Raw genomic sequence first — 13,212 nt, forward strand, 5'->3', positions numbered from 1 at the left:
TGCAGGCCGATGCTCCCTGACTATCAGGCATAAAAAAACCGGCGCCTTGGCGCCGGTTTTTGCTCACCGAGACTCTATTACAGAGAAGCGGTGAAGGTACGGGTGATGACGTCTTGCTGTTGCTCTTTGGTCAAAGAGTTGAAGCGAACGGCATAACCGGATACGCGGATGGTCAACTGCGGATATTTTTCCGGGTTTTCCATGGCGTCCAGCAGCATTTCACGGTTCATCACGTTGACGTTCAGGTGCTGACCGCCTTCCAGGTTGGACTCGTGGTGGAAGTAACCATCCATCAGACCGGCCAGGTTGGCTTTCTGGGCTTCCATGTCTTTACCCAGCGCGTTCGGCACGATGGAGAAGGTATAGGAGATACCATCTTTGGCGTAAGCGAACGGCAGCTTGGCAACGGAAGTCAGGGAAGCAACGGCACCTTTCTGGTCACGACCGTGCATCGGGTTGGCACCCGGGCCGAACGGCGCACCAGCGCGACGGCCATCCGGGGTGTTACCGGTCTTCTTGCCGTACACCACGTTGGAGGTGATGGTCAGCACGGACTGGGTAGCCACGGCACCACGGTAGGTGTTCAGCTTCTGAATCTTCTTCATGAAGCGCTCAACCAGGTCACAGGCGATATCATCGACGCGAGCGTCGTTGTTACCGAACTGCGGGTACTCGCCTTCGATTTCGAAGTCGATGGCAACGCCATCTTCGTCACGAACCGGCTTGACCTTGGCGAACTTGATGGCAGACAGGGAGTCAGCGGCTACGGACAGACCGGCGATACCACACGCCATGGTGCGATATACGTCACGGTCGTGCAGCGCCATCAGAGAGGCTTCGTAGCTGTACTTGTCGTGCATGTAGTGGATGATGTTCAGCGCGGCAACGTATTGCTTGGCCAGCCAGTCCATGAAGTGATCCAGACGATCCATCACGTCGTTGTAGTCGAGGTACTCGGACTTGACCATTTCGGTCTTCGGACCGACCTGGATCTTGAGCTTCTCGTCCATACCGCCGTTAATTGCATACAGCATGGTCTTGGCCAGGTTGGCACGGGCACCGAAGAACTGCATCTGTTTGCCGACGATCATCGGGGACACACAGCAAGCGATGGCGTAGTCATCGTTGTTGAAGTCCGGACGCATCAGGTCGTCGTTCTCGTACTGAACAGAAGAGGTCTCGATGGATACCTTGGCGCAGTACTTCTTGAAACCGACCGGCAGCTTCTCGGACCACAGGATGGTCAGGTTCGGCTCAGGGGACGGGCCCATGGTGTACAGGGTGTTCAGCATACGGAAGCTGTTCTTGGTGACCAGGGTACGGCCATCAACGCCCATACCAGCCAGGGTCTCGGTCGCCCACATCGGGTCGCCGGAGAACAGTGAATCGTATTCCGGGGTACGCAGGAAGCGAACCATACGCAGCTTCATGACCATGTGGTCCATCAGCTCCTGGGCTTCTTGCTCGGTGATCAGGCCTTTCTTCAGGTCACGCTCGATGTACACGTCCAGGAAGCTGGAAGTACGACCGAAGGACATGGCAGCACCGTTCTGGGACTTGACTGCCGCCAGGTAGGCGAAGTAGGTCCACTGGACGGCTTCTTTGGCGTTCTTGGCCGGTACGGAGATATCGCAACCGTACTTGGCAGCCATCACCTTCATCTGTGCCAGGGCACGGTGCTGCTCGGAGATCTCTTCGCGCAGACGGATGGTGGCTTCCAGGTTGACACCGTTTTCCAGGTCAGCCTGCAGGGACTTGAACTGGGCCAGTTTGTCGGCCATCAGGAAGTCGATACCGTACAGGGCAACACGACGGTAGTCACCGATGATACGGCCACGGCCGTAGGCATCCGGCAGACCGGTGATGACGCCGGACTTGCGGCAGTTCAGGATGTCTTTGGTGTAAACGTCAAACACGCCCTGGTTGTGAGTCTTGCGGTACTCGGTGAAGATCTTCTCGACCATCGGGTCCAGCTGACGACCGTACACTTCGCAAGAGGTCTTGACCATCTTGATACCGCCGTTGGCGATGATGGCGCGCTTGAGCGGCTTGTCGGTCTGCAGACCAACGATTTGCTCCAGGCTCTGATCGATATAGCCGGCATCGTGAGCGGTAATGGTGGAGGGCAGGTCGGTATCAAAATCGACCGGCGCGTGGGTGCGGTTCTCGATCTTGATGCCTTCCATGACCTTGTCCCACAGCTTGGTGGTAGCTTCGGTCGCGCCAGCCAGGAAGGACTCGTCACCTTCATACGGGGTGTAGTTCTTCTGGATGAAGTCACGGGTGTTGACAGAGGTCTGCCATTCACCGGCCGCGAAGCCTTCCCATGCTTTTTGGAACTGTTCGTTAAGTTCTGCCATTTTCATTACCTCACACGGTATTGATGTAGTATCCCGCAATCATCCTTAATGATGACGACGGAAGATAAACCAGTAAGTCAGACCAACCATGACGCCACCACCAATGATATTACCTATGGTGACGGGAATGAGGTTGTGTAGGACGAAGTTGGATACGGTCAGGTCGGCAAAGGTCGCCGGGTCCTGGCCGATGGCCTGCCAAAATTCCGGGCCTGCTACCGCATGGATAGCGATACCGACCGGGATCATAAACATGTTTGCGATGCTGTGCTCAAAACCGGAGGCCACGAACATGGCGACGGGGAGCAGCATGACCATCACCTTGTCGGTCGCACTGCGGGCGCCGAACGCCATCCACACGGCGAGACACACCATGAGGTTGCAGAGGATACCGAGGGCAAGGGCCTCGAAGAAGGTATGGTGGATCTTGTGCTGGGCTACCTTGAGGGCATTCAGACCCCACTGACCATCTGCCGCCATGTATTCGGCCGACATGATGATTAGGCCGACGATGATGAGGCCGCCGATGAGGTTGCCGAAGTAGACCAGTCCCCAGTTCTTGAACAGCTGGGCCCAGGTGATGCGGTTGGCCGCCTTGGCCACCAGGGTCAGGGTGGTGGAGGTGAACAGCTCGGCACCGAGCAGCACGCAGAGGATCAGACCCAGTGCGAAACAGAGACCGCCGACCAGCTTGCTGAGGCCCCAGGCCACATTGCCGGCACCGGTAGTCACCGTGATGAAGAAGACGAAAGCAATGGCGATGAAAGCGCCTGCGGTGATGGCCAGGGGGATGACCTTGTATGCAGGCTTGGTGGCCTTGGCATAGGTGATATCTTCTGCCAGTGCAGCGATGGCTTCTGGCTTGAGACAATCAAAGGGAGATTCTGCTTTCAATTCTCATGTACCTGATGTTTTGCCTGTGGAAATCATAACAAAGGGCCAGATCGTCAAAATTGACTCCGATCAAGAATTGCAGATTGTGAATGTAATTTTACTACAAAAATTTGAGTCCTCCGGCAGCGTTGCTTTACACCAGGTTTCAGCTGAAACATAAATGCTGATTTTTTAATGCAATGATTTTAAACAATTTATTTTTCATCGCCTAAAAATGGTACTGGCAAGGCATCTTTGCATCTCCCCAGCATTCTCTGCCCCGGTTTGGCAACCCCCTAAGAGGTATTTTTTGTTTTTTATTTCATCTTTGAATAACAAACTGCCTCTCTGGCGACCATAAAGCAAAAGGGGCCATCAGGGCCCCTTCACATACTACCACATCAGCCCCATGAGTGGGCTCGTTTGGCCTTCTGCAGCTTCTCATAGGCTGCCAGCAGCTTCTGATGCAGTGGGAACTGGCTGAGGGACAGGTCGGCAGCTTCCAACCCGTGGAAGCGCGCTTCACCACTGGCGTGGGCCCAGGCCTGTGCCAGCGTCTGCTCGCCATACATGCGGGTGAACACGGCGCGGTACTGCTCGGGGTCGCGATCCTCATCCAGGAACAGCTCGACGCAGGCGCGCAGGGCGCGGTAGTAGTTGGCGCGATCGGCCGGGAACACCGACTGGTTGAACTCCATGGTCCAGTCGATGAGATCGAGCGCCGTGTCGAGCTCGCCGGCGGCCAGTGCCAGCATGGCTTTGAGCTCGCCCACCCGCAGGGTGTGCAGGGCGGTGCCCTTGGCGGCGGCGATGCCGAGCAGCTCGCGCACCCGGGTGCGCTCGTCGTGACCCTCTTCATCCAGCTGGTCGAACAGCGCCATGTACTGCTCAGCGTCCCACTCCAGCACCGGCAGCGCCAGGATGGTTTCCCGCAGGTGGGCACCCATGGTGTTGTTGGCCAGCAGCAGGTCTTCGGCCGGATAGATGTCGGACATGCCGGGCACCAGGATGCGGCAGGCGTAGACGCCCAGGTGCTCGTAGTCGGCGATGTAGACCGGCTGCTCCAGCTCGTGGAAGATGCCGATCAGGTGGTCGAACTCCTCCTGCGAGGTGCCGCGGAAGTCCCAGTCGGCAAACTCGAAGTCCGCATCCTGCTTGAACAGATCCCAGCTGATGAGGCCGGAGGAGTCGATGAAGTGAGTCTCCAGGTTGTGGTGATCCGCCACCTGCTCGTTGTCGAACGAGGGCGGCACGAACACGTCCAGATCCTTGAGGCTGCGGCCCTGCAGCAGCTCGGTGACGGTGCGCTCGAACGCCACTTCGAAGCGCGGGTGGGCGCCGAAGGAGGCAAAGCAGGTGCCGTTGCTCGGGTTGAGCAGCACCACGCAGATGACCGGGTAGCGACCGCCGAGCGACGCATCGAAGCTGTAGATGGGGAAGCCTTCGGCTTCCAGCGCATCGATGGAGGCCTTGATGCCGGGGTAACGGGCGATCACCTCATTCGGGATCAGCGGCAGGCTGAGGGCCTCGGCGATGATCTTGTTCTTCACGTGGCGCTCGAACACCTCCGACAGCCCCTGGGTGCGGGCCTCGGTGCGGGTGTTGCCGGCGCTCATGCCGTTGGAGACATACAGGTTGCCGATGATGTTCATCGGGATGTAGACGGTCTGGTGATCAGACTGACGCTCGAAGGGCAGGGCGACGATGCCGCGCTCTTCGTTGCCGGATTGCAGATCCACCAGCATGTCGGCGGTCACTTCACCGTCCGGGTTGTAGAACTTGCGGGTGAAGCTGTCGAGCAGACCGGCGGGCAGCTGATCCCCTTCGATGGGGAACCACTTCTCGTTCGGGTAGTGCACGAAGTCGCCATTGGCGACCTGCTCGCCCAGATAGAAGTCGGCGAAGAAGTAGTTGGTGGAGAGACGCTCGAAATATTCGCCAAGGGCGGAGGCGAGCGCCGCCTTCTTGCTGGCACCCTTGCCGTTGGTGAAACAGAGGGAGCACTCCTTGTCCCGGATGTGCACGGACCAGACATTGGGCACGGGGTTGAGCCAGGAGGCCTCTTCGATATCAAACCCCAGGGCTTGCAGCTTGGTCTGGAAGCGTTCGATGGAGTCTTCCAGCGCCGCGTCCTTGCCGGGAATAAAAGTGTGGTCGGTCATCACGATATCCTGATTTTTATTGGCTCATGTTTGGCCGCAGATAATAGCAGGGGTCGGCGCGTTTGGCAGGCAAAAAACGGGGCCCATGCCCCGTTTTGCTCTCCATTCAACCGAGGTCGGTCACCGCTCAGCCGATGAATTTCAGACCCAGGATCCCGCCGATGATCAGCAGCAGGCAGAGCACCCGGGCGAGGGTGGCCGGTTCGTTGAACAGCCAGATCCCCATCAGCACGGTGCCGACCGCGCCGATGCCGGTCCAGACCGCGTAGGCGGTGCCAAGGGGCAACTGTTTGACCGCCATGGCGAGCAGCAGCACGCTCACCCCCATGGCGATCAGGGTCAGCAGGGTGGGCAGGGGACGGCTGAAACCGTCGGTGTATTTGAGGCCGATGGCCCAGGCGACCTCGAACAGGCCGGCCAACAGCAGGAGCAACCAGGACATAAGGCAGATTCCGCAGGAAGCAGGGTCGTCCCTGCGTATCAGGAGGCCTCGAGGTCGTCCCCGAGGGGCAGCGGGGCTGCCGGTCGGTCTCAATGATGCCCCAAGTGGGGGTGGGATGCCAACCGGCTGCCCTCAGGTCGGCCAGGCTGACGGATATTGCAGCGAACGGCACAGAATATTGCGCAATTCGACTTGCGCCCGCCGTCACAATCCGTAATGTGGACAGACGCATTTTTCGCAACCCATATTTTGTGAACCGCTTGTAAACGGCCCGCGCCGGACAAGGGATCACGGGTATCACACTCGGTTTCTATAAGCAGCTATCCAGGGTAGGACATTATGAAAAAAGTAGGTTTGGTCGGTTGGCGTGGCATGGTGGGTTCGGTGTTGATGAGCCGGATGCAGGAAGAGAAGGATTTTTCCCGCATTCAGCCCACCTTCTTCACCACCTCCCAGGCCGGTGAGGCCGCCCCCAATTTCGGCGTCGATGCCGGCACCCTGCAGGATGCCTTCGACATCGAAGCGCTGGCCGCACAGGACGTCATCATCACCGCTCAGGGCGGCGACTACACCAAGGATGTCTATCCGCGCCTGAAAGCCACGGGCTGGCAGGGCTACTGGATTGATGCCGCCTCCTCCCTGCGCATGGAGAAGGACGCGGTCATCATCCTGGATCCGGTCAACGGCGACGTCATCGAACATGCCCTGAACAACGGCATCAAGACCTTCGTCGGCGGCAACTGCACCGTCAGTCTGATGCTGCTGGCCCTGGGTGGCCTGTTCAAGGCCGACCTGGTGGAGTGGGTGAGCGTGGCCACCTATCAGGCCGCCTCCGGTGGCGGTGCGCGCCACATGCGCGAGCTGGTCACCCAGATGGGCCTGCTGCGCGATGAAGTGGCGGTGGAGCTGGCCGACCCTACCTCCGCCATCCTCGACATCGAGCGCAAGATCACCGAGAAGACCCGCTCCGGCACCCTGCCGGTGGACAACTTCGGCGTGCCGCTGGCCGGTGGCCTCATCCCCTGGATCGACACCAAGCTCGACAACGGCCAGAGCCGCGAAGAGTGGAAGGGCCAGGCCGAGACCAACAAGATCCTCGGCATCGAACACGCCGCCATTCCGGTGGATGGTCTGTGCGTGCGCATCGGCGCCCTGCGCTGCCACAGCCAGGCCTTCACCATCAAGCTGAAAAAAGACGTGCCGCTGGCGGAAATCGAAGCCCTGCTGGCCGCCCACAACGACTGGGTCAAGGTGATCCCCAACGATCGCGACATCACCGCTCGCGAGCTGACTCCGGCCGCCGTCACCGGCACCCTCAGCATCCCGGTCGGTCGTCTGCGCAAGCTCAATATGGGTCCGGAGTACCTGGCCGCCTTTACCGTGGGTGACCAGCTGCTGTGGGGCGCCGCCGAGCCACTGCGCCGCATGCTCAACATCCTGCTGGATCGCGGTTGATCCGGTTGCACCCAGCATGAACAGGGGGCTGCGGCCCCCTGTTTTTTTGTGCCTTTGCCACCTTGGCCGGCCGGCAGCGAGTGCAAAAAGGGTGGGCTGGCGAGTAGAACCAGCAAGGTGCCTGCCATCCGCCTGTTATTAATGGCATCAATATTGACTACCCGCTGGGCTTATTTTTTCGTGACTCAATAACGGCAGGTTTATTTCCCAGCGGCGGGCGAAACACCATGCCGACGATATTTTTCGGCACTGTTAACCGGCAAGGTTAAATAGCGCCGTCCAGGCTATTCAAGGGCGCTGACGGATGGGCCAGATATATACCTTGTTACAAAAGCACGTCTGTTGCTGATATCCCTTCGGAGCTTGATTGATTACACTGACGACCACAGCCGGGGTGCAGGCTGCCAGCCTTTGGCAGCTGCATTGACTGGCTCGGGGCAGACATTGCTGCCGGCAAAAATATTATTCATGTCATCAATAATGCGAGGCATCTGCAGAGGGCTATCGCCATTTTTCCGTTGTTGCGCGCTGGATATGAACGACGCGCAGCGACCGCCAATAATAATGTTCAGGTTTGAAAATTGGGAAATAACATGAGAGTCGTGTGGAGTTTGCTCTATTTCTTCAGTGTCTTGGCCTTGGCCGGCCCGGTGCTGGTCAAGGAGCAGAAAAAAGTAGCCGATCCGCTGATCGTCCCCTATCAGCAATATCGGCTCGACAATGGCCTGACGGTGATCCTGACCCAGGATCACTCCGATCCCCTGGTGCATGTGGCGGTCCACTATCGGGTTGGGCTGCCGGAAGAGGCCCCCGGCCAGTCCGGGCTGGCCCATCTGTTCGAACACATGATGTTTCAGGGCTCGGCCCACGTGGGGGAGGAGGGCTATATCCGGCTGCTGCAACAGGTGGGCGGGCGCAATATCAACGGCCTGACCTCCCGGGATCAGACCCGCTATTACCAGACGCTGCCAGCCAATCAGCTGGAGAAGGTGCTCTGGCTGGAGGCGGATCGCATGGGGTTTCTGCTCGATACCCTTTTCCAGCAGAAATTGGAGGCCAAGCGCGACATCGCCAAGAACGAGCGTGCCACCCTGGTGGATGCAGCCCCTTACGGCCGGGTGCTGGAAGTACTCAACCGCACTCTCTATCCTCCCAATCATCCCTATTTCAATACGCCGTTTGGTCGGGTGGCTGACCTGGATCGCCTCACTCTGGAGGACGTGCGCCAGTTCTTCCTGCGCTGGTACGGGCCCAACAACGCTACCCTGGTGATCGGTGGCGACATTCAGCCGGCCCAGACCCTGGCCTGGGTCGAGCGCTATTTTGCCGCGCTGCCTCCGTCACCAATCCAGACAAGCCCGGTGGTACGTCCGGTGACGCTGAAGAAGAGCCGCTACCGCACCCTGGTCGATCGGGTCAGCGAGCCCATGCTGGTGCTGGCCTATCCGACCGTCTCCGCCCGCGAGCCCGACTTTGAAGCCCTCGATCTGCTGGCGGATCAGTTGGGGGGCTCGGCCAGCGGCCTGTTACAGCGACAACTGCAGCAAAGCGGCCGGCTGGTCTCGGTGACGGCCAGACAGGAGTGCGGCGTGCTGGCCTGCATGCTGGTGATTGAGGCGGTGCCCAATCTGGCCAAAGGGGGCGAGCTTGGCCCCATCAAGGGGGAGATCGACCGGATCGTCGGCCAGCTCGCCAGCAAGGGTGTCTCCCGCGAGCAGCTGGCCCACTCGGTCAATGCCCAGCGGGCCCTGCGGATCTGGCCGCTGGACAGCGTGGCCGGCAAGGTGGAGCAGCTGGCCACTGGCCACACCCTGTTTGCTGACCCCAACTTCCAGTACCGCAACCTCCAGCGTATCGCCCGGGTGACGCCGGCCGATCTGCAACGGGTGTTGACGCGCTATGTGCTGAACAAGCCCAGGGTGGTGCTGAGCGTGGTGCCGGCCGAGCACCCTGAATGGCAGGCGGGCAGCCCCAACTTTGTCGAGCCGCCCCCCTTGCCGCTGGCCCGGCCAACCCCCTCTTTGCTGCCTCATGTCATCAAGGAGACCCTGGACCGGCGCCAGGAGCCGGCCAGCGGTGGCGCCTTGCCGGTGCCCATGCCGACCCTGTGGCAGGCCAAGCTGGGTGAGCGGCTCTCTCTGCTCGGCCACTACAGCGACGAGGTGCCGGCCTTTGCCATGAGCATCAGCTGGCCGGGCGGTGAGCGGGCCGAACCCGAGGGCAAGGGCGGGGTCGCCACCCTGGCCGACGCCATGCTCTTCCTTGGCAGCGAGCAACTGCAGGCGGCCAGCATCGAGGAGCGGGCCCGCCAGCTGGGGGCCAGTATTCGCTTCAATCATGGGGAGGGGCGCAGCTACGTCGAGATCGAGGGGCTCACCTCCCATTTTGACGAGACGCTGGCACTGGTGCGGGAGCTGGTGCAGCAGCCCGCCATGCGCCAGGCCGATTTTGAGCGCAGCCGGTTTGATCATGCCCAGTGGCTGCAACAGCTGATGCAAGATCCCCAGTGGCAGGCGGACTGGCAGTTCGGCGCCCTGCTCGAGGGGCGCAAGCGGCCGGATCTGCTGGCCAGCGTGCGCGCGCTGACGCTGGACGATGTGCGCAACTTTTATCAGTCGGTCTATCGCAGTGGGGAAGCCCAGGTGGTGGTGAGCGGGGATCTGGCCCAGGAGCGGGTGATGAAGGCCCTCGGCTTTCTGGTCGAGCCTGCCGGTCAGCCGCCGGCCCTGCACTCCCTCGGCTGGCGCGGCCAGCAGGCGAAGCGGGCCATCTATCTGCTGGACAATCCCGGGGCGGCGCTCAGCCAGATCCGGGTGGGGCGGCGCGCCATGGCGGAGGATGCCTTCGGCGAGCACTACCTGACCCGGCTGATGAATGTGTCCCTCGCCGAGCGGCTGCACATCCGGCTGCGCGAGGAGCTGGGTTACACCTACTTTATCGACGCCGCCTTCGACGGCAACTCCGATGCGGGCCACTTCCTGCTGCAAAGCAGCGTGCGCAGCAGCGTGACCGGGGCAGCCCTGCGGCAGATCCTGCAGGAGCTCGACAAGTATCAGCGGCTGGGGCCGACCCGGCTGGAGGTGCGCACCCTGCGGGATCGGGTGCTCAATGGTCAGGCGCTCGATTACGAAACGTTGCCGCAGGAAATGGAGTACATGCTGCCCATCCTGCTCAAGGGGTGGCCGGAGGATTATGTGGAGCAGCGGGTGCAGCAGGTGAGCCGGCTCTCTCCCTTTACCCTGCGTGAGCTGGCCCGCCGCTGGCTCGATCCCGACGACATGGTGATCCTGGTGGTGGGGGATGCCAAGACGCTGGCTCCCGAGCTGGCCGCGTTGGGCTGGCCGGTGCAGCGCCTCTCTGCCACACCCTAGCGGGTTGCCCTATCGGGCAACGGCCGCAAGCAAAACAGCCCGCCCCCTGGCAGGGGGCGGGCTGTTTTTTTGCGCTCAAAAGAGGCAAACGGTCAGATCAGGGCCAGGGCGGCGGCCAGATCGGCAATCAGATCGTCGGCGTCTTCCACCCCGATGCTGAAGCGGATGAGATCGTCATTGACCCCGGCGGCGAGGCGGCTCGCCTCGTCCATGGCAGCGTGGGTGGTGCTGGCCGGATGGCAGGCAAGACTCTCGAGATCCCCCAGGCTCACCGCCTGCACGAAGAGTTGCAGATTGTCGAGCAGGGTGGCACAGCGCTCAAACCCGCCTTCCAGCTCGATGCTCACCATGCCGCCAAAGCCGCTGGCGAAGGCGCCGAGGGCATCGTGGCCCGGATGACTGGCCAGCCCCGGGTAGATCACCTTCTTCACCGCCGGATGGGCGGCCAGGAAGTCGGCCACCTTCTGGGCGTTGTGCAGGTGGGCATCCATGCGCAGGGGCAGGGTCTTGACCCCGCGCTGCAACAGGTAGGCCTCCTGCGGGCCGATGGGGGAGCCGATGTGCTTGAGGGCCACGGTGCGAATCGACTTCATCAGCGCGTGCGAGCCCGCCACCACCCCGGCGATGATGTCGCCGTGGCCGCCCAGGTATTTGGTGCCGCTGTGCATGACGATGTCGATGCCAAGCTCGAGCGGGCGCAGCAGATAGGGGGTGAGGAAGGTGTTGTCACACACCGTAATGGCGCCCACCTTGCGGGCCGCTTCCACTACCACCCGCGGATCCACCACCTTGAGGGTGGGGTTGGTCAGGGTTTCGAACAGTACCACCTTGGTGGCGGGGCGGATGTTGGCCAGCAGATCCTGATCGCTCTCGTAGGCGGTGACCTTGATGCCGGCGCGGCTGAAAGTCTGCTTGAGAAACGCATCGGTGCCGCCGTAGAGCGGACCGATATAGGCCACTTCATCGCCGCTGTCGGCCAGCGCATACATGATGGCGCTCACCGCCGCCATGCCGCTCGCCACCACCAGCGCTTCGTCGGCCCCTTCCAGCGCCGCCAGCTTCTGCTCCAGCTCGGCGGTGGTGGGGTTGCCAAAGCGGCTGTAGATGAAGCCGGGAGCCTGACCGGCGAAGCGCTCCTTGCCCGCCTGGGCGTTGAAGTAGCTGAAGGTGCTGCTCTGGTAGAGCGGGGTGGTGAGGGCGCCGGTCTGGGGATCGATCCGCTGGCCGCTGTGCACGCTCATGGTTTTGAATTTCATTGTATTGCTCCGTCATTGCCAGGCTGTGGCCCAACTGCTTGTGTCATCTGAAGGGGCACCGTGGCGCCCCCCGTCTATTAGGTATGGCAGCGTCAGGCGAGTTGTGGCTCGCGCCGTTCGCGCTTTGCCATCTGTTCGCTGCTTGTCTGCGCATTGGTCGACGCCGGGGCGACGCCATAGTGGCGGGTCGCCACATCCGGGTGGGAGCGCAGCCTCCCTTTGAGCACGTTCTCCCCCACCTGATAAAAGAGCGGGTTGGTCGGGTCGCTCTCGGGCCCCTGTGCCTGCGCCGCCAGCGCGGGGGAGAGGCTGAGCAGCGGCACGGTCGCATCCAGCCGCGCCGCCATGAAGAAGGCGCAGGAGAGGCGCGATACCCCGGGCGGCGGGCTCTGCACCCGGTGCAGGGTGGCCTTGAGGTAGCCGTTGGAGGCGAGCTCCAGCAGCTCGCCGATGTTGACCACCAGGGCGCCCGGCAGGGGCGGCGCCGAGATCCAGCCGTCGGCCGTCTCCACCTCGAGCCCGGAGTGATGGTCCTGCATCACCAGGGTCAGGTAGCCGGGATCCTTGTGGGCGCCCACCCCCTGACCGCTGCCCCCTGCGGCTTGCCCCGGGTAGTGGATCAGCTTCATGTGCTGATGGGGCGCCCCGCGAATGCTGTCGTCAAACACCCCGGCCGGCTGCGCCAGCACCTCGGCGAAGGCGGCCAGCAGGGTGAGGGTGATGGCGCTCAGCCGCTCCTGCCACGCCAGCAGGTGAGATTTCATCTCGGGCAGGGCGGTCGGCCACTGGTTGGGGCCGATGAGCCGCTGCCAGGGATGCTGCAGGCTGGCGGCATCGAGGGCGGCCTCTTCGTTCATGATGTCGAACTGCTCGCGCAGATCCGGCCGCGCCCGGGTGAGCTCGGCCCCCACCTGGTTGTAGCCGCGAAAGTGGGGGGAGTGCACCATCTGCACTGCCAGCTTCTCCTGCTGTGGCAGGGCGAAGAAGCGGGCCGCCAGCGCCAGGGTTTCCTGCTGTTCTTGCTCGCTCAGGCCATGGCCGATCAGATAGAAAAAGCCCACCTCACGGGCCGCCCGGCCAAGGGTGGCCAGCATCTGGCGACGGGTCTCGGGGGCGCCGTCGAGCGCGGCGAGATCGATGATCGGCAGTGGTGAATGTTCCATGTGCACCTCCTCACTGGCCAGGGGCGGGATGCTACCCGCACACCTGACATGAAAACGACGACGCCCTGACCGATGAACCGGCCAACGCCCTGTTGCCAGGGATGGCGCCATTTGGATTGAGGGAGATGCT

Annotated in this window: 8 protein-coding genes; 2 read left to right on the top strand and 6 right to left on the bottom strand. The window is 61.7% G+C overall.

The features are described 5' to 3' along the window. Positions 1–77: 77 nt before the first annotated feature. From pflB to sugE, 4 genes are all read right to left on the bottom strand, one after another. The gene (pflB, locus tag PG881_RS07910) at positions 78–2,360 is read right to left on the bottom strand and encodes a formate C-acetyltransferase (protein ID WP_016350517.1); all 2,283 of its coding nucleotides are present in this window, start codon (positions 2,358–2,360) and stop codon (positions 78–80) included. A 45-nt stretch (positions 2,361–2,405) separates the two neighbouring features. Next, complete coding sequence (gene focA, locus PG881_RS07915; protein ID WP_011705812.1) at positions 2,406–3,254, bottom strand: formate transporter FocA; 849 nt, start codon at positions 3,252–3,254, stop codon at positions 2,406–2,408. 380 nt (positions 3,255–3,634) lie between these two features. Continuing rightward, positions 3,635–5,395 (bottom strand): 30S ribosomal protein S12 methylthiotransferase accessory factor YcaO, encoded by a 1,761-nt coding sequence (gene ycaO / locus PG881_RS07920; RefSeq protein ID WP_270799109.1) that lies wholly within the window; start codon positions 5,393–5,395, stop codon positions 3,635–3,637. A 127-nt stretch (positions 5,396–5,522) separates the two neighbouring features. Continuing rightward, positions 5,523–5,837, bottom strand: coding sequence for a quaternary ammonium compound efflux SMR transporter SugE (gene sugE, locus PG881_RS07925; RefSeq protein ID WP_011705814.1), 315 nt, complete (start codon positions 5,835–5,837; stop codon positions 5,523–5,525). 339 nt (positions 5,838–6,176) lie between these two features. Here sugE and asd point away from each other — a divergent pair, with 339 nt between their 5' ends. Both asd and PG881_RS07935 read left to right on the top strand, forming a co-directional pair. Then, a complete protein-coding gene (asd, locus tag PG881_RS07930) occupies positions 6,177–7,292 on the top strand; it encodes an aspartate-semialdehyde dehydrogenase (protein ID WP_270799111.1) in 1,116 nt (371 codons plus the stop codon). A gap of 593 nt (positions 7,293–7,885) precedes the next feature. Continuing rightward, entirely contained in the window at positions 7,886–10,663 is a 2,778-nt protein-coding gene (locus PG881_RS07935) for a M16 family metallopeptidase (RefSeq protein ID WP_270799113.1), read from the top strand. A 92-nt stretch (positions 10,664–10,755) separates the two neighbouring features. On the opposite strand, the gene PG881_RS07940 is transcribed toward PG881_RS07935, so the two are convergent. Continuing rightward, a complete protein-coding gene (locus PG881_RS07940; RefSeq protein ID WP_010634163.1) occupies positions 10,756–11,919 on the bottom strand; it encodes a trans-sulfuration enzyme family protein in 1,164 nt (387 codons plus the stop codon). 92 nt (positions 11,920–12,011) lie between these two features. Further along, positions 12,012–13,082 carry an isopenicillin N synthase family dioxygenase gene (locus PG881_RS07945; protein ID WP_270799117.1) on the bottom strand — a complete coding sequence of 357 codons (1,071 nt, stop codon included), beginning with the start codon at positions 13,080–13,082 and terminating at the stop codon, positions 12,012–12,014. Between the last annotated feature and the right edge of the window lie 130 nt (positions 13,083–13,212).

It is taken from the genome of Aeromonas sp. QDB54, assembly GCF_027707385.1.
In the GTDB taxonomy this organism is placed as follows: domain Bacteria; phylum Pseudomonadota; class Gammaproteobacteria; order Enterobacterales; family Aeromonadaceae; genus Aeromonas; species Aeromonas hydrophila.

Excerpts from the sequence above, each read along its gene's own strand:
- pflB (WP_016350517.1), bottom strand. The coding sequence starts at position 2,360 with ATGGCAGAACTTAACGAACAGTTCCAAAAAGCATGGGAAGGCTTCGCG.
- ycaO (WP_270799109.1), bottom strand. The coding sequence starts at position 5,395 with ATGACCGACCACACTTTTATTCCCGGCAAGGACGCGGCGCTGGAAGAC.
- sugE (WP_011705814.1), bottom strand. The coding sequence starts at position 5,837 with ATGTCCTGGTTGCTCCTGCTGTTGGCCGGCCTGTTCGAGGTCGCCTGG.
- asd (WP_270799111.1), top strand. The coding sequence starts at position 6,177 with ATGAAAAAAGTAGGTTTGGTCGGTTGGCGTGGCATGGTGGGTTCGGTG.
- PG881_RS07935 (WP_270799113.1), top strand. The coding sequence starts at position 7,886 with ATGAGAGTCGTGTGGAGTTTGCTCTATTTCTTCAGTGTCTTGGCCTTG.
- PG881_RS07940 (WP_010634163.1), bottom strand. The coding sequence starts at position 11,919 with ATGAAATTCAAAACCATGAGCGTGCACAGCGGCCAGCGGATCGATCCC.
- PG881_RS07945 (WP_270799117.1), bottom strand. The coding sequence starts at position 13,082 with ATGGAACATTCACCACTGCCGATCATCGATCTCGCCGCGCTCGACGGC.